18 protein-coding genes are annotated in these 16,146 nt (G+C 72.3%); 10 read left to right on the top strand and 8 right to left on the bottom strand.

Features of this window, described 5'->3' with window-relative positions; genetic code table 11:
* The first annotated feature begins 92 nt into the window (after window positions 1-92).
* Complete coding sequence (locus tag HTZ77_RS33980; RefSeq protein ID WP_175593836.1) at window positions 93-1,949, top strand: hypothetical protein; 1,857 nt, start codon at window positions 93-95, stop codon at window positions 1,947-1,949.
* 13 nt (window positions 1,950-1,962) lie between these two features.
* On the opposite strand, the gene HTZ77_RS33985 is transcribed toward HTZ77_RS33980, so the two are convergent.
* On the bottom strand, window positions 1,963-3,747 hold the full coding sequence (locus HTZ77_RS33985) for a protein kinase domain-containing protein (RefSeq protein ID WP_175593837.1): 1,785 nt from the start codon (window positions 3,745-3,747) through the stop codon (window positions 1,963-1,965).
* Window positions 3,748-3,959: 212 nt separating this feature from the next.
* Window positions 3,960-4,445, bottom strand: a complete 486-nt coding sequence (locus HTZ77_RS33990) for a shikimate kinase (RefSeq protein ID WP_235995605.1) — start codon at window positions 4,443-4,445, stop codon at window positions 3,960-3,962.
* Window positions 4,446-4,503: 58 nt separating this feature from the next.
* Between HTZ77_RS33990 and HTZ77_RS33995 the strand changes: the two genes are divergently transcribed.
* Together HTZ77_RS33995 and HTZ77_RS34000 are read left to right on the top strand one after the other, a co-directional pair.
* The gene (locus tag HTZ77_RS33995) at window positions 4,504-4,785 is read left to right on the top strand and encodes a hypothetical protein (protein ID WP_175593838.1); all 282 of its coding nucleotides are present in this window, start codon (window positions 4,504-4,506) and stop codon (window positions 4,783-4,785) included.
* Window positions 4,786-4,838: 53 nt separating this feature from the next.
* Window positions 4,839-5,225 (top strand): ChaB family protein, encoded by a 387-nt coding sequence (locus HTZ77_RS34000; protein WP_175593839.1) that lies wholly within the window; start codon window positions 4,839-4,841, stop codon window positions 5,223-5,225.
* Window positions 5,226-5,413: 188 nt separating this feature from the next.
* Here HTZ77_RS34000 and HTZ77_RS34005 read toward each other — a convergent pair whose 3' ends face one another.
* From HTZ77_RS34005 to HTZ77_RS34015, 3 genes are all read right to left on the bottom strand, one after another.
* Entirely contained in the window at window positions 5,414-7,240 is a 1,827-nt protein-coding gene (locus tag HTZ77_RS34005; protein WP_175593840.1) for a transketolase, read from the bottom strand.
* 102 nt (window positions 7,241-7,342) lie between these two features.
* Complete coding sequence (locus tag HTZ77_RS34010; protein ID WP_175593841.1) at window positions 7,343-8,434, bottom strand: SDR family oxidoreductase; 1,092 nt, start codon at window positions 8,432-8,434, stop codon at window positions 7,343-7,345.
* A 2-nt stretch (window positions 8,435-8,436) separates the two neighbouring features.
* Window positions 8,437-8,691, bottom strand: a complete 255-nt coding sequence (locus HTZ77_RS34015) for a hypothetical protein (protein WP_175593842.1) — start codon at window positions 8,689-8,691, stop codon at window positions 8,437-8,439.
* 56 nt (window positions 8,692-8,747) lie between these two features.
* Between HTZ77_RS34015 and HTZ77_RS34020 the strand changes: the two genes are divergently transcribed.
* From HTZ77_RS34020 to HTZ77_RS34030, 3 genes are read left to right on the top strand one after another with little or no spacing between them, the layout of a single operon-like run.
* Entirely contained in the window at window positions 8,748-9,785 is a 1,038-nt protein-coding gene (locus HTZ77_RS34020; RefSeq protein ID WP_328808926.1) for a DNA topoisomerase IB, read from the top strand.
* Between the two features lie 44 nt (window positions 9,786-9,829).
* Complete coding sequence (locus HTZ77_RS34025) at window positions 9,830-10,078, top strand: BON domain-containing protein (protein ID WP_175593843.1); 249 nt, start codon at window positions 9,830-9,832, stop codon at window positions 10,076-10,078.
* A 1-nt stretch (window position 10,079) separates the two neighbouring features.
* On the top strand, window positions 10,080-10,796 hold the full coding sequence (locus tag HTZ77_RS34030) for a metallophosphoesterase family protein (RefSeq protein WP_328808944.1): 717 nt from the start codon (window positions 10,080-10,082) through the stop codon (window positions 10,794-10,796).
* Between the two features lie 244 nt (window positions 10,797-11,040).
* Here HTZ77_RS34030 and HTZ77_RS34035 read toward each other — a convergent pair whose 3' ends face one another.
* Window positions 11,041-11,190 (bottom strand): GPGG-motif small membrane protein, encoded by a 150-nt coding sequence (locus HTZ77_RS34035; protein ID WP_175593845.1) that lies wholly within the window; start codon window positions 11,188-11,190, stop codon window positions 11,041-11,043.
* 89 nt (window positions 11,191-11,279) lie between these two features.
* Between HTZ77_RS34035 and HTZ77_RS34040 the strand changes: the two genes are divergently transcribed.
* Window positions 11,280-12,233, top strand: coding sequence for an LLM class F420-dependent oxidoreductase (locus HTZ77_RS34040; protein WP_175593846.1), 954 nt, complete (start codon window positions 11,280-11,282; stop codon window positions 12,231-12,233).
* Between the two features lie 76 nt (window positions 12,234-12,309).
* Here HTZ77_RS34040 and HTZ77_RS34045 read toward each other — a convergent pair whose 3' ends face one another.
* Window positions 12,310-12,795 carry a DUF1360 domain-containing protein gene (locus HTZ77_RS34045; RefSeq protein WP_175593847.1) on the bottom strand — a complete coding sequence of 162 codons (486 nt, stop codon included), beginning with the start codon at window positions 12,793-12,795 and terminating at the stop codon, window positions 12,310-12,312.
* 104 nt (window positions 12,796-12,899) lie between these two features.
* Here HTZ77_RS34045 and HTZ77_RS34050 point away from each other — a divergent pair, with 104 nt between their 5' ends.
* Window positions 12,900-13,496, top strand: a complete 597-nt coding sequence (locus tag HTZ77_RS34050; protein WP_175593848.1) for a nucleotidyltransferase — start codon at window positions 12,900-12,902, stop codon at window positions 13,494-13,496.
* 96 nt (window positions 13,497-13,592) lie between these two features.
* On the opposite strand, the gene HTZ77_RS34055 is transcribed toward HTZ77_RS34050, so the two are convergent.
* On the bottom strand, window positions 13,593-13,937 hold the full coding sequence (locus HTZ77_RS34055) for a PRC-barrel domain containing protein (RefSeq protein WP_175593849.1): 345 nt from the start codon (window positions 13,935-13,937) through the stop codon (window positions 13,593-13,595).
* Window positions 13,938-14,111: 174 nt separating this feature from the next.
* Here HTZ77_RS34055 and HTZ77_RS34060 point away from each other — a divergent pair, with 174 nt between their 5' ends.
* Together HTZ77_RS34060 and HTZ77_RS34065 are read left to right on the top strand one after the other, a co-directional pair.
* A complete protein-coding gene (locus HTZ77_RS34060; protein WP_175593850.1) occupies window positions 14,112-14,927 on the top strand; it encodes an SAM-dependent methyltransferase in 816 nt (271 codons plus the stop codon).
* 198 nt (window positions 14,928-15,125) lie between these two features.
* Window positions 15,126-16,007 (top strand): DMT family transporter, encoded by an 882-nt coding sequence (locus HTZ77_RS34065; protein ID WP_175593851.1) that lies wholly within the window; start codon window positions 15,126-15,128, stop codon window positions 16,005-16,007.
* The last annotated feature ends 139 nt before the right edge of the window (window positions 16,008-16,146 follow it).

The following is a 16,146-nucleotide window of genomic DNA, read 5'->3' on the forward strand; positions in this document are numbered from 1 at the left end:
CCAGCGTGGGAGGAGTTACAAGAGAGTCACAAGTGACCTCCAAGACGCGTCCCGCATGATGGCTCCCTTTCCGTCAGAGAAAGGGACCCCCGATGAAACGGACAGCGTTGCTGCTGGGCGCGGTGATGCTCAGCGGGCTGCTGGCCACACCCGCCTCCGCCACCGCCACCGCCGCGCCCCGCACCGTTACGGCCGCCCGGGCGTCGCAGGCCGGAGGAGCCTCCGCCGCCGCGCCGCGCGTCGCGACCGCCGTGGCCAAGGTCAAGGCCGCCCCCGCCCGGCAGTCGGCCGCCTGCCCGACCACCGTCGCCTTCTCCGCCGTCGTGGCGGCCAAGGGCCGGGGCACCGTCCGCTACCGGTGGGTACGCGGCGACGGGAGCAAGGGGGCCGTCAGGAGCTTCCGCGTCAACGGCAGGCGCAGCGTCGTCGTCAAGGACCGCCAGACCTACGACCGCACCACCTCCGGATGGCAGGCCGTCGAGGTCCTCGGCAGGCGCGGGCTGTCCGGCAAGGCGCGCTTCAGCGTCACCTGCGCCGGGCCGGTCAAGGTCTACGACGTCGCCACCCCGCTGCCGGCCGACCCGGACGCGCCGCTGGTCGCGGCGGCCGACGTGGACGTCCGCCCGGCGTCCTACACGGGCGCCTGCCCCACGAACGTCGTCTTCACCGCCACCGTCCAGGTGTCGCGCACCCCGGCCACCGTCGCGTACCAGTGGATCGACTCCGCCGGCGGCGAGGGGCGCCCCGAGACGCTGACGTTCGCCGCGGGCGGCCCGCGTGTCCGGCAGGTCGTCCTCCCGCTGAGCGTGGGATCCTCCACCGGCGGCTGGAAGGCCGTCCACCTGCTCGGCCCCAACGGCCACGACTCGGCCCGCGCCGCCTACCAGGTGACCTGCCGGCGCACCCCGCCGACCGACCCGTCGCCCGGGCCCACGTCGACGCCCTCGACCACGTCGACGCCGACCCCCACCACGACGACGACGCCCCCGCCGCCCGTGCGGCCGGCGACGGAGATCACCGCGGTCACCCCGGGCGACTACGAGGGCTCCTGCGTCGAGCCCGTGGCCTACCAGGCCGCCGGCCGCGTCACGCTGCCCGCGGGCGCGGCGCAGAAGATCACGTACTGGTGGACGCTCGACGGCACGGCGTGGCAGCGCCAGAGCGTCGACTTCCCGGCGAGCGGCCAGGCGCGTTCGCAGGACGTCAGCGCCGGATGGAACCTCGGCGCCACCGACACCGGCGCCCACACGCTCGCCCTCCTCGCCGAGGGCGCCACGGCCACCGGTGAGCGGAAGTTCACCTTCACCTGCGGCGCCGACCCGGGCGCCGCGGACCTGAAGCTGAAGTACATGCTGACGTCCCAGTACAAGGGCGTCTGCGACGGCTCCTTCCCGCTGCACGCGCGGGCGCTGCTGTCCACGGACCGCGAGGCCGAGGTCAGGTACCGCTTCGTCGTCGACGGCAAGCCCGGCGTCACCAGGACCGAGGTGCTCAAGCCCGGCATCCAGCAGGCGATCGACGACGTCTGGTACAGCAGGGCCACGGCCGGCGGCTCGGGCACCGTCCGCCTGGAGGTGCTGAACCACAACAGGATCGTCAAGGAGAACCCCTACACCTGGACCTGCGTGGCGAAGAACCCCTCGCCCGGCACGGTGGACGTCGTCTCGATCACCACCACGCCCTACTTCGGCGACTGCGTCGAGGCGCCGTACGTGACCGCTCACGGCGCGCTCCGGGCGGCCGCCGGGACGCAGATCACCTGGCGGTGGGTCGTCGACGGCAGGCCGGACTCCGAGTACACGGCCACCGTCGAGGCGAGCGGCCTGCTCCAGGTGCAGTCGGCGTACTGGCACCGCACCACGAAGACCAGCGGGACGGTCCGCCTGGAGGTGCTGAACCACAACAAGCCGTCCGCCGAGGAGACCTACCCGGTCACCTGCAAGAACTGACCGGGGACGCCGGTCAGCCGAAGGCGAGCCGTTCGCGGCGCCGGTAGCCCGGGCGGGTCAGCGCCAGGAACACCCTGGACGCGCGGCCCGACCCGGTCAGGATCCGCTCGGTCTCGTCCCCGGTGGCGTGCCGGTCCAGCCACGGCACCCGGAACGCCATCTGCCGCACCGGCACCTGACCGGCCAGCCGCCGCTCGGCGCGCGCCCAGGCGGCGTGCGGCACCCGTTCCGTGATGATCGGGAACAGCTCGGCCTCCTCACCGGCGATCTGCTCGGCGAGGAGGTCGAGCAGGGGCTTCAGCTCGCGTCCCAGGCAGGCGAGATCGCCGTCCACGGCCGCGCGGCAGCGCCTCATCAGGGGGCCGAGCGCCTCGTGGCCGCCGGCGTAGGGGGAGAGGTCGAGGGCGTCGCCCGCGGCGCGGGCGACGAGCGGCCACAGGGCCTCGTCGCCGTGGACGTGGTGGTGGATGGCCGACAGCAGCGACCTGGTGTACCAGCGGGTCGCGGACAGCCGCGCGGCGGAGACGGCGCCGGCCTCCGGCAGCAGCTCGGTCAGGCGGCGCAGGTCGGAGAGCATGGCCCGATGGGCGACATGCAACGCGGTGAGGTCAGGCGATGCGGTGAAGCCGGGCGACGCGGCGAGGCGAGGCTGTCCGCCGCGACCGCTCGCCACGGCCGCCGTGTCCCCTCCGGCGGGTCCGCCCGGCGCAAGGCTCCGTCCGGCCTCCCAGGCGCGTAAGCGGGGCCAGGCGCGGGCGAGCGCGGCGCTGGCCGGCTCGACGCATTCGCCGCTGACGGCCACGAGCGTCCCCGCCTCGGCCGGGACGGGCGGGACGGCCACGCTCGGCCGGACCAGGAGACCGGCCTCGGTGAGCCGGTCGAGGATCCCGTGCTCGTCGCGCCGCACCGCGTCCCCGTCGAGCAGACGCAGCAGCAGGCCGGGAGTCTCGTCCCGCTGGAGCGGCGTCAGCGACGCGTAGACCCGCTCGGCCACCTCGCCCAGCGAGGGCGGCCCCGCCAGCCCCTCGGGCGGTGCCAGGACGTGCCCGTCACCGCCCTCCGCCCGCTCCGTGCCGGCCAGGAGCTCCTCCGACGACGGGCGGTCCTGCGGGTTCTTGGCCAGGGCGCGGCCGACCAGGGAGCGCAGCGGCTCCGGCAGCGCGTCCAGGTCGGGGTCCACGGCCAGCAGCCGGTGCATCACGCCGCCCAGGCTCTCGCCGCGGAACGGGTCGTGGCCCGTGGCGGCGAACAGCATCACCCCGCCCCAGGCGAACACGTCCGCCCCCGACCCCGGCCGCTGCCCGGTGAAGACCTCGGGCGCCAGGTACGTACGCGTGCCGACCGTGCCCGGGACCGTCACACCGAGGTCGATCACGGCGGGCCCGTCGGGGGAGAGCAGCACGTTCTCGGGCCGCAGGTCGCGATGGGCGATCCCCACGGCGTGCAGGGAGCGCAGCGCCGTCGCCATGCCCGCCGCCAGCGCGGCGAGCTCCCCGCCGGCGTACGGCCCGTGCCGCTCCACCGCCTGCCGCAGGTCCGGCCCCTCGACGAACTCGCTCACGATGTACGGCACGGCGCCGTCCATCCCGACGCCGACGACCCTGGCCAGATGCCGCGGCGAGACCCGCCACACGGCATCGGAGAGCTGGCCGTCGACCTCGCCCCGGGGCACCTTGACCGCGAAGCGGCGTCCTTCGTCGTCGTAGGCGTCGTAGACCACGCCCCGCCCGCCGGCACCCAGCCGTCCGGCCAGCCAGTAGCCGCCGAGACTCATGGGGTCGCCCGGCACCAAGCGCATCGTCACTGATGCTTAGATGCGGCCGGGGCGGGATTGGTTGTGCCCGTTCGGGGCGTTCCGCGGCCAGATGCCGGTTCGGCGGGCGGCCGGATGCCGGTTCGGCGGGGGCACGGGGTACGGAAGGGGACGTCACAGGCCCTCCGCGCGCCTCGGAGGACCCGTGCGTCATGATCATTATGCCAGCGTCCCGGACGAGGACGGCCACACCGTGGTCAGCCGCCGTCACGCGCGGGTGATCCCAGCGCCCGCAGCGTGCCCTCGGCCACCTCCTCCGGCGTCGTCGTGCTCACGTCGAACGTGAGGTCGGCCACCTCGCGGAAGTACGGCTCGCGCCGCGCCCGCATCACCGACGGCGCGAAGTCCGGCCGGTGGTCGCCGGCGCGCATCCGCTGGGCCAGGACCGCGTCGGGCGCGTCCACCCACACCACGAACGCCTGGCGCAGCGCCTCCCGCACCCGGGAATCCTCGACGGCGCTGGCCGCCGCGGTGATCACCTTGGGGTCGCCGGCGAGCTCGGCCAGGACGTGCTCCGCCTCCCGCTCGTGCAGGACGTCCGCACCCTCGCTCGCCGCGATCTGCGCCGCCGTGGCTCCGTACCGCTCGCGCAGGAACGGATCGCTGTCGCTCAGCGGCAGGTCAAGGGCCTTGCTGATGAGGCGTCCCGCGGACGTCTTGCCCGCGCCCATAAGCCCGACCATCACTACTGGTTTGTTTTTTGCCATGTGGATAGAGGTTCCTCTTGTCAAGGAGGTACTAATGACCATCGCCGGAAGCATCATTCTCATCATGCTTGGCGCGATCCTCACCTGGGCCGTCGAGTTCGACCTCGCCGGTCTCGACATCAATGTCGTCGGCGTCATCCTCATGCTCGGCGGACTGATCGGGCTCCTGTTCGGCATCTACCGGATCCAGGTCACCCGCAGGGCGGTCGGCCCCATCGACGAGCCGGTGACCCGCCACGAGATCTACGAGGAGCCCGAGGCGCGCCGCACCACCGTGTACGAGGAGCGCCGCCGCTACGACGAGCCCCCGCTGTAACCACCCCCACGAAGCCACGAGTGGGACGAAGCCATCGCAGGAGGTGAACCGACATGCCCGCCCAGGAGGAACTGCCGTCGACGATCCGGCGCTCACCCAAGAAGGCGCAGGAGACGTGGATGAAGGCGCACGACTCGGCCGTGCAGACGTACGGCGAGGGACGCCGTGCCCACATGACGGCCTTCGCGGCACTGAAGCACTCGTTCGAGAAGGTCGGCGACCACTGGGAGCCCAAGTCCGGGAAGGGACCCTCGGACCAGGGCGCCGAGGACCGCTCCGGCCGCACCGCCGAGGGCGTCGACGCCAACGCCAGCAAGGAGCACCTGCAGAAGGTGGCCTCCCGGCTCGGCGTCACCGGCCGGTCGAAGATGACCAAGCCGGAGCTCGTCGACGCCATCAAGAAGGCCAACCGCCGGGCCACGGCCAAGGCCCGCGGTTAGTCCGTCCAAGCTTCAGGCCCGCCAGGCTCGCCCGGCGGGCCTTCGTCTGCGCCCACGACGTCTCCACGTCAGAGCAAGCAGCGTCAGAGCAAGCAGCGTCAGAGTGAGCAGCGTCAGAGTGAGCAGCGTCAGAGTGAGCAGCGTCAGAGCAAGCAGCGTCAGAGCAAGCAGCGTCAGAGTGAGCAGCCTCAGAGGAGGCGCTTGACCGCCCCGACGATGGCGCGCCGGTCGATGTGCGCGTCGGCGAGCTGCTCCACCGGCGTGGCCGATCCCGGCAGCCCCCGTACGGCCAGCTTCACCACCCGCGGCCCCAGCTCGCTCACCGCGTCCGTCACCGCGTCGCCGAGCCCGCCCTCGGGCCGGTGGTCCTCGACGGTGATGAGGTTGCCGGTCGTGGTGGCGGCGGCGGTCAGCGCGGCCTTGTCGACGGGCTTGACGGAGTAGAGGTCGATGACGCCCACGGGGATCCCGTCGGCGGCCAGCTCGTCGGCCGCGGCCAGCGCCTCGTGCACGGTCACGCCGGCGGCGACGATCGTGGCCCGGTCGGCCGGCGTGTGACGCAGCACCCGCGAGCCGCCCACGGGGAAGCGCTCGCCGGGCTCGTAGATGACGGGCGTGTCGCCGCGGGTCGTCCGCAGGTAGGACACGCCGGAGATGCCGGCCATCTCGGCGGTCAGGGCCGCGGCCTGGTTGGCGTCGCAGGGGTAGAGCACCGTGCTGCCGTGGACGGAGCGCAGCATCGCCAGGTCCTCCAGCCCCATCTGGGAGGGGCCGTCCTCGCCGATCGCCACGCCCGCGTGCGAGCCGACGAGCCTGATCGACGCCTGGCTCACGGCGGCCATCCGGATGAAGTCGTGCGCCCGGGTCAGGAACGCCGCGAACGTCGCCGCGTACGGCACGAAACCGCGCGCCTGCATGCCGACGGCGGCGGCGACGAGCTGCTGCTCGGCGATGTACATCTCGAAGAAGCGGTCGGGGAACGCCTTGGCGAACTCCTGGGTCTTGGTGGAGTCGGCCACCTCGCCGTCCAGCGCGACCACGTCGCCGCGGGCCGCGCCGAGGGCGGCCAGCGCCTCGCCGTACCCGGTGCGGGTGGCGACGCGCGTGCCCGGCTCGTACTCGGGCAGCGTCAGCTTCCCGTCGTCGAACCGGTACGGCTGCGGCATGATCTCCGGCCGGTGCACGTCCACGGTGAGGGTGCGCACGCCGCCCAGCTCGGCGACGGCCGTGTCCGGATCCTTCAGCGCCTTGCCGTGGGCGCCCTCGCGGTTCTCCACCTCGACGACGCCCTCGCCCTTGCGGGTCTTGGCCAGGATGACGGTGGGCCGCCTGCGGGTGTTGCACGCGTCGCCCAGCGCGAAGTCGATCTGCCCGGGGTCGTGGCCGTCGATCTCGACGGTGTGCCAGCCGAACGCGCCGAACCTGCGCGCGTACGCCCCGGTGTCCCAGCCGTGCCGGGTGGGGCCGCGCTGGCCGAGCCGGTTCACGTCCACGATGAGCGTCAGGTTGGCCAGCCCCTCGTCGCCCGCGTGCTCGGCCGCCTCCCACACGGAGCCCTCGGCCAGCTCGCTGTCGCCGCACAGCACCCACACCCGGTACGGCAGGCGCTCCAGCCGCCCGGCCATCGCCATGCCCACGCCGACCGGCAGTCCCTGTCCCAGGGACCCGGTCGCCACGTCCACCCAGGGCAGGCGCGGGGTCGGGTGCCCCTCCAGCCGGCTGCCCCGCTTCCTGAAGGACAACAGCTCCTCGTCGGTGATGGCGCCCGCCGCCTTGAACAGGGCGTACAACAGCGGCGAGGCGTGCCCCTTGGAGAAGATCAGATGGTCGTTGGCCGGGTTGTCGGGCTGCTCGAAGTCGTAGCGCAGGTGACAGGCGAACAGCACCGCCATCAGGTCCGCCGCCGACATCGACGAGGTGGGGTGACCCGACCCCGCGGCGGCCGAGCTGCGCACGGAGTCCACGCGCAGCTGGCCGGCCAGCTCGGTCAGGTAGTGCAGGTCGCGTTCAGGCATGGTCAGGGCCTCCTCTGGTCGTCCGCCGCCTACCCCTTCTCGGCCGCTTAACGCGGGAGGCCGCTCAACGCGGGAGCTCGCGCTCGCGGAGGCCGTGACCGGTCAGCGCGAGCGCCGCAGGAACGCCGCGGCCGCGGCGGCGCCCGCCGCGAGGCCGAGGAGGACCGGCCGGCGGTGCTGGGACAGCCAGAGCTGCGGGCTGCGCGCGTGCGAGCGCCCGTCGAAGCTGCCGTGGGCGCCGTAGTCCTGGTCCTCGTCGGCCGGCTCCCACAGATTCGCCACGCCGGTCGGCGTCTTGTCGTCCGTCACCTGGGACTTCGTTCCGGTACGAGCCAGGTAGCGGTCCACCAGGGCCGGGGCGATCCGCTGCGCGACGAGCGTCGCGGCGGTGGTGACGCCGACCCAGTACTCCTTGCGCTCCGGGTGCTCGGCCGCGTAGACGATGCCGTTCGCGGCGACCTCGGGCTGGTAGATGGGCGGCACCGGCTGCGGGTGGCGGCGCAGCTTGGACAGCACCCAGTCGAACTGCGGCGTGTTGACCGCCGGGAGCTGCACCATGGTGATCCTGATGTCGCTGCCCTCGCTCATCAGCTCGGTGCGCACCGACTCGGTGAAGCCCTTGACGGCGTGCTTGGCGCCGCAGTACGCCGACTGCAACGGGATGCCGCGGTACGACAGGGCCGAGCCGGTCTGCACGATCGTGCCCCGGCCGCGGGACCGCATCAGGTCGAGGGCCACGCGGGTGCCCCACACGTAGCCGAGGTAGGTCACGGCGGTGGTGCGCTCGAACTCCTCGGGGGTGATGTCGGTGAACTTGGCGAAGACCGAGGAGAACGCCACGTTGATCCACACGTCGATCGGCCCCATGTCGGCCTCGACCTGCTCGGCCGCCCGCCGGAGCTGCTCGTAGTCGGCCACGTCGGCCTCGAACACCTTCCCGCTGCCGCCGGCCACGCCCACGTCCACGGCGGCGGCGCCCAGCCCGGTCGTGCCGCGGGCGATGAGCGCGACCTTCGCGCCCTTGGCGCCCAGCTCACGGACCACGGCCCGGCCCACGCCGCCACTCGCGCCCGTCACCACGACCACCTTGCCGCGCAGGTCGTGGGGGCGCAGCCCCTCGGCCGTCTCGGCGACGGCTCCGGCGAGGGACCCCGCCGGGGTCCCGGAGCTCACGTCGGTTCGCTGCGGAGTCATGCTCACCCTGCCTCTCCCACGTTCCTGCTCTTCTGCCGCCGTACGGCGAGCACCATGTCGACGACCGTGACCACGGCGACGACGACCGCGATGCCCGTCAGCACCGGGAAGTGCGCGATCAGGCCCAGCACCGCCATCGCGAAGCAGAAGACGAGGATGAAGGACCCCGCCCTGATGTGCACCACGTCTCTCGGCGTCGCCGGCACCATGGGTTTGCCCGTCGCCGAGCGTTCCTCCCACTGGTTGTTCTCAGACATGGGTCCTCACCTGCCCGTGCCGTTTGGGGCCTAACGTTCGGGGTAGCCGCGCAGCCGTGTCCGAGCTGCATCCCAGTGACCGCAACGAGCCGGGGATCACGCGTCGGCGCCACGGGCGGGGCTTCGGCTACCGCCACGCCGACGGCACGGCCGTGGACGCCGAGACGCTGGCGCGGATCAAGGCGCTCGCCATCCCGCCCGCCTGGACCGACGTGTGGATCTGCGCCTCGCCGCACGGCCACCTGCAGGCCGTGGGCACCGACTCGGCGGGACGCCTGCAGTACCGCTACCACGACCTGTGGCGCGAGCGGCAGGACCGGGTCAAGTTCGACCGGGTGCTGGAGCTGGCCGACCGGCTGCCCGACTTCCGCAAGGCGGTGGACGAGGGACTGCGCGGCAGGGGCCTGACCCGCGAGCGGGTGCTGGCCGCCGCCGCGCGGATGCTGGACGTGGGCTTCTTCCGCGTGGGCGGCGAGAGCTACGACTCCTACGGCCTGGCCACCCTCCGGATGGAGCACGTGGCGTGCACCCGCGGCACCATCACGTGCTCGTACCCGGCCAAGGGCGACATCCAGCGGGAGGTGGCGATCGCCGACTCCGACGTGTGCTCGGTGATCAGGGCGCTCAAGCGCCGCCATCCCGAGGGGGAGCTGCTGCGGTACCGGCAGGGGGGCCGCTGGGTCGACGTGCGCAGCGACGACATCAACGACTACCTGCGCGAGACGATCGGCGACGACTTCACCGCCAAGGACTTCCGCACCTGGCACGCGACCGTGCTGGCCGCCGTCGGCCTCGCGGTGTCCACGCACGCCGGGGAGAGCGGGGAGGCGGCCGGGAAGCGGGGGAAGGGGCCCGGGAAGACGGCGCGCAGGCGCGCGGTCGCCCGGGTGATGCGCGAGGTGTCGGAGTACCTGGGCAACACGCCGACGGTCGCGCGCGAGTCGTACGTGGACCCGCGTGTGGTCCAGGCGTACGAGCGGGGCCGCACGGTCGCGCCGGCGCTGACGGAGCTGGCCGCCGAGGCGGACTTCGGCCAGCTCGCCACCCACGGCGCCGTGGAACGCGCCGTTATCGACCTGATACGCGCCGTTTGAGGGATTCGTCCCCGGGCATGCGGCGTCAAGGGAAGGAGGAACCCATGGAAGCTCCGCAGTACGTCGCGGCCCGCATCCAGCAGGCGATGGCCGAGGACGCGCGGACCCACGAGCTCGGCATCCACGTCGACGTCAGAGGGGATCAACTGTTCCTGCGCGGCCAGGTGAGCGGCAACGACCAGCGCGTGCGGCTCGGTGAGGTGGCGCACGAGGTCGCCCCGGACCTGAAGATGCACAACGAGATCAAGGTCGTCGTCGTCAACGAGCCGGGAGAGGATGAGCACCTTGACTGAAGTGCGCATAGCGGCCGTAGGCGACATCCACCTGGGCGAGGACGTCCGGGGTGAGTACCGCAAACGCCTGGAGGGCATCGAGGAGCGCGCCGACGTGCTCATGCTGGCCGGCGACCTGACCCGGCACGGCACCCTGGAGGAGGGCCGGGTGGTCGCCGACGAGCTGCGCGACCTGCCCGTCCCGGTCGTCGCGGTGCTCGGCAACCACGACTACCACTCCGACCTCCAGCACGAGATCGCCGGCGAGCTGCGCGACGCCGGGGTGATGGTGCTGGACGACGACGGCGTGGTCATCGAGTGCGGCGGCACCAAGCTGGGCGTCGTCGGCGGCAAGGGCTTCGGCGGCGGCTTCGCCGGCAAGTGCGCGAGCGAGTTCGGCGAGCGCGAGATCAAGGACTTCGTGGCGCACACGCGGTACATCGCCGAGAGCTGGAAGCTCGCGCTGAAGGAGACGCAGGCCGATCGGCGGGTCGTCCTGTCGCACTATTCCCCGATCAAGGAGACCCTCGAGGGCGAGCCGCTGGAGATCTACCCCTTCCTCGGCAGCTACCTGCTGGCCGAGGCCGTGGACACGGCCGGGGCCGACCTCATCCTGCACGGCCACGCCCACAAGGGCACGGAGAAGGGCCTCACCCCGGGCGGAATCCGGGTCCGCAACGTGGCGCTGCCCGTGCTGGGCAAGGCGTACGCCGTGTACTGCCTGGAATGCGGAGAATAGCGCCGTACGAGGAAGGAATACCGAGAGGGCGGTCGCTCCGGATGGAGCGGCCGCCCTCTCGGTGGTGCTGCCTAAACGTTAGATGATCTTTTTCTGCTGGTTTTCCGTCGGTTCGATGACATTTCAGCTCACGCCGCATAAAGCGGCGAAGCGGGTAACACGTGATGACACAGCCTGACGGATTGCTCCGCCGGGCCGGCGTCCACCGGCCCGGCGGAAGTCGGATGGGGCGTTCGCGGCGCCCCTAGACATTGAAGATGCTGACACCGCCGGGGCCCACGAGGAAGCCGAGGACGATAAGGACGATCCCCCAGAGGAGATCGCGACGGGCCAGAATCACATAGATCCCGGCGATGACGAGAACGACCGCGATGATCCACAGCAAAGTAGCCATGGCCCGCTACTGCCCGTACCGAAAGACATTTAACATCCTTTCCCGATGCGTGGCATGTTTTCCTGGGTCGCGGCGGGAAGTGGAGGTTCATGACCGCTTTCGGATACTTCCTTTCCTGCGAAGAGCACGGCCCCCAGGAACTCGTCCGGCAGGCCAAGGCGGCCGAGCGGGCCGGGTTCGAGGCGTTGTGGATTTCCGACCACTTCCATCCCTGGCTGGACGAGCAGGGACAGAGCCCGTTCGTCTGGTCCGTGATCGGCGCGATCGCCGAGGCCACGTCCCTGCCCATCACCACGGCCGTCACCTGTCCCCTGATGCGCGTCCACCCCGTGATCGTCGCCCAGGCGGCGGCCACCTCGGCGGCCCTGTCCGGCGGGCGGTTCCGGCTCGGCGTCGGCACCGGCGAGGCGCTCAACGAGCACGTCATCGAGTCCCGCTGGCCGCCCGCCGACGAGCGGCTGGAGATGCTGGAGGAGGCCGTCGGGCTGATGCGGGAGCTGTTCACCGGCGAGCAGGTGACGCACCGCGGCGCCCACTACCGGGTGGACACCGCCCGCCTCTACACGCTGCCGGACGAGCCGCCGCCCATCTACATGTCCGGCTTCGGGCCCAAGGCGATCGAGCTGGCCGGCCGCATCGCCGACGGCTACATCTCCACCGGGCCGAGCGCGGAGATGGTGGAGCAGTTCCACAAGGCCGGCGGGGCGGGCAAGCCGGTGCTCGGCGGCCTCAAGGCCTGCTACGCCCGGGACGAGGCGGAGGCGCGCAGGACCGTCCACCGGCTGTGGCCCAACCAGGGCATCCAGGGCGAGGCGTCGCAGCTCCTGCCCCTGCCCCGGCACTTCGAGCAGCTCGCCCGGTCGGTCAGCGAGGAGCAGGCCGTCGGCTCCAGCCCGTGCGGCCCCGACGTCGACCGGCACGTCCAGGCGATCCAGGAGTACGTGGACGCGGGCTTCGACGAGGTGTACGTCAACCAGATCGGGCCCGAGCAGGACGCGTTCTTCGACTTCTACGCCCGTGAGGTCCTGCCGCGCCTGCGCTGAAGCCCGCGCCGAACCGCCCCGCGCCGGAGCAAGGGCCTCACCGGAGCCCGGGAGGCCCTTCAGCCGCGGGACGGGGTCAGGACGCCGAGCGCATCAGCTTGGCGTAGGCGAGCTGCAGCCAGTCGGAGACCGCCACCGCGGTCATCGTCGCCCCGGCCAGCCGCGTGAACCGGGGCGCGATCACCAGCCCGGCGGCGTAGGCCGTGGCCGTCCACTGCGCCAGGCAGAACGGGCACGACAGCATCTCGCCGACCGGGTTGCGCGGTTCCTCCTTCAGCTCCGCCGGCCCGCTCGTCCCCTCGTAGCGGGTGAAGGGGGCGCGCAGCGGGCTCGTCACCGGGTCCTTGGCGATCAGCCTCGACACCTTGTGGGTGCAGCCCGCCATCAGCGCGAGGTCCAGCACGCCGACCTGCTCCGGCATCTTGCGCCCGGTCAGGGCCGCCAGCGCCGCCGCCGCGGCGACCGCCCCGCCGTACACGGTGAGGATGCGCAGGTAGCCGCGCAGCGGCCGGTCGTGCTCGCCCTGGTACTCGCGTTCGGTCTTCTCCAGGAAGTCGGTCATAGGGCCTGGCGCTACCCCCGCTCCCCGGCTCTAGTCGCCCCTCGGGCGCCGCTCCCGCGCGCGATTCGACGTCTAGCCGGGGACCGCGGGGGTAGCCCGATCACATGAGCAGCCACAGTCATGAAGTCACCGACGCGATCCTCGACACGCTCAAACGCGCCAGCTCGGGGTTGAAGGACGCGGGCGTGAAGTTCGCGCTCGCCGGTGGATGCGCCGCCTACGCCCGGGGGGCCGCGCCGTCACTGCACGACGTGGACTTCGTGCTCACCGAGCACGACGTGCCGGCCGCCCTGGAGGCACTGCGCGGCATCGGCTTCGAGACGGCCAAGCCGCCGGAGGACTGGCTGGTCAAGGCGTACGACGACGGACGCCTGGTGGACCTGATCTTCCGCATCTCCGACCGGCCGATCACCGCCGAGCTGATCGAGCGCGCCGAGCCGATGAAGGCCTCCGCGGTGATCGTGCCGGTGCTGGAGGCGACGGACCTGGTGATCTCCTGGCTGATGCCGCTGTCGGAGCACGCCTGCGACTACGGCGCCCTGCTGCCGCAGGTGCGGGCGCTGCGGGAGCAGGTGGACTGGCAGCGGGTGGCGACGGTGACCGCCGACTCCCCGTACGCGGCGACCTTCCTGACCCTGCTGGAACGCCTCGGCGTGCTGGAGGCGCCGGCCGAGCCCAAGGGCGACCCGTCCTGGCCCTGACCCCCGGCCCGGCTCCGACCTCTGGAGCCGGCCCCTTGCCCGCGGAACGACGAAGGGCCGCACCCCGAGGGGTGCGGCCCTTCGCCTGGTGCCAGGTCAGTGCGTCCAGCGACCGTAGTAGTCGCCCATCACCGTCCGGTACTCGGGCTCCTTGAAACGAGCCTCGTCGAACTCCGGAGCGTTCTTGATCTCTTCCTTGGTGCGCGAGACGTGCACCTCGCGCTCCTGGGGGTCGATCCGGGTGATGACACTCGCCGGCAGCATGACCTTCTTACCGAAGATCCACGGACCGGTGTCGACGACGACGTAGCTCTCGCCGACCTCGTACGTGGCCTCATCGACGGAACCGATCTTTCCGTCGGTGGCGTGGACGTGGTACCCGGTGATGTCCAGCGCCTGGCCTCGGTCGTAGACGTCAGGTCGATAGTCCCAGAGCTGCATTGAAGCTCACGTCCTTTCTTCTTCCGTCTCGTACGTTGGCCCCCTCCGACTACCCGGAGCTCGACGGGTAAACCCCGCGCCAAGAATTCGTCACGTCGAGGCCGCGAAGATCGGCGAAGACATGGCGCTTCTCCTGCCGCTACGATCCGCCACAGTGATCGAAGGAGAGCCCGGATGAGCGAGTGGCCGCAGGAGGAGTGGGCGCCGCCCGGCGTCGACCCGTCCACGCCCAGCGTCGCCCGCGTCCACGACGCCCTCCTCGGCGGCATGGAGAACTTCGCCGCCGACCGGTCCGTCGCCCGGCGGCTGAAGGAGGCCGTGCCCGAGGTGGTGGACCTGGTCTGGTGCGACCGGGCGTTCGTCGGCCGGGTCGTCGACTTCCTCGTCCGCGAGGCCGGGATCCGGCAGATCGTCGACCTCGGGGCCGGCCTGCCCACCATCGAGAACACCCATGAGGTCGCCCAGTTCGCCGACCCCTCCACCCGCGTCGTCTACGTGGACGTCGACCCGATGGTGGAGCCGCACGCCCGCGCCATCCTCCGGGGCAACCCGCACGCGACCGCCATCACCGCCGACGCCCGTGACGTCACGGCCGTGCTGGGCCACCCCGGGCTGCGGCGGCTCATCGACCTGTCCCGGCCCGTCGGGGTGCTCGCGATCGGGCTGCTGCACCTGTTCCCCGACCAGGACGACCCCCACGGGATCGTCCGGCGCTACATGGACGCGCTGCCGCCCGGCAGCCACCTGGCCGCCTCCAACATGCTGGCCTCCGCCAACCCGAAGGCGAAGGCGCTGGAGGTGATGCTCCAGGCCACGATGGGCACCGGCCACTTCCGCTCCCGCGAGGAGATCGGCCGCTACTTCGACGGGCTCGACCTGGTGGAGCCCGGCCTGGTCCACTTCCCCGAGTGGCGGCCCGACGACCGGCTGCCCCACCCGCTGGCGAGCTGGGAGCAGCTTCTCGTCGGTGGTGTCGCCCGCAAACCGTGACAAGCCCGCAAACCGTGACAGGACTGTGGCCGCGTCGCTAGGGTGGGGGACGTGCCGCGCAACCTGATCTGCTCCCCGCCGCCCGCCCTGTAGCGGGCGGCCTCCTCTGCTGACATCTCGCCGGGTCTGAGCCGATCCGGGGGTGGTCGCCGCCCGCGTACGGGCCCCTTCCGACCACTCCACCCGGAGAGATCTGTCATGACTGCTGTCCCCGCTTCCCTTTCCGCGCGCCGGGGAGCCCTCTACATGTCCGCGGCGGCGGCCGCCTGGGGAACCGGCGGCGCCGCGGGATCCCTGCTGTTCCAGACCGCCGGGCTCGGCCCGGCCGGCGTCTCCCTGTGGCGCTACGCCCTCGGCGCGGCGTTCCTCCTCGGCATCCTCCGGCTCACCGGCGGCTCCCTCCCGCGGCTCAGCGCCCGGGTGGTCGTCGTCGGCGCCGGGATGGCCGTCTACCAGGCCGCCTACTTCGCCGCCATCGAGCGCTCCGGCGTCGCCGTCGCGACCGTCGTGACGATGGGCGCCACCCCGGTCATCACCGAGCTGGGCGGGCGGCTGCTGCTCGGCGAGCGGTCCGGCCGCACCGGCCTGCTGGCGCTGGCCGCCGCGCTGGCCGGGCTGTTCCTGCTCACGGGCGAGAGCGTGCTCGCGGGCGGCGGCCGGCTCGGCGGCGTCGGGTACTCCCTGCTGTCGGCCGCCGGGTACGCCGCGGTGACGCTGTACTCACGGCGGCACCGGGACGACTCCGGCGCCATGGCCGCGGGCGGCTTCGTCGTCGGCGCGCTGTGCCTGGCGCCGTTCGCGCTGGTCGGCGGTGCCGTGCCCGAGCCGAGCCTGACCAGCGCGGCGCTGCTGCTCTATCTCGGCGCGGTGCCGACGGCGCTGGCCTACGCGCTGTTCTTCCGGGCGCTGACCGCGCTGCGGGCCGCCACGGTGTCGGTCATCTCCCTCGGCGAGGCCGTCTTCGCGGCCGTGCTCGGCGTGCTGCTGTTCGGCGAGCGGCTGAGCGTGCTCGGCTGGGCGGGCTGCGCGCTCCTCACGGCCGCCGTCGTGCTGCCGGCCGTACGTCCCGAGCAGCGCTGACACGCCGAACCGGGGGAGCGGGGCGGCGGCGCGGGACGCCGGGCATGTCCCCGCATGGGTTAGGGTCCGGTACGGCGACGCATGCCGTACCGTCGCTCCGCTCCCCACTTCGGACACACTTGTGGAGGTGGGCACGAGG

It is taken from the genome of Nonomuraea montanisoli, from assembly GCF_013363975.1.
GTDB classification, from domain to species: Bacteria; Actinomycetota; Actinomycetes; order Streptosporangiales; family Streptosporangiaceae; genus Nonomuraea; species Nonomuraea montanisoli.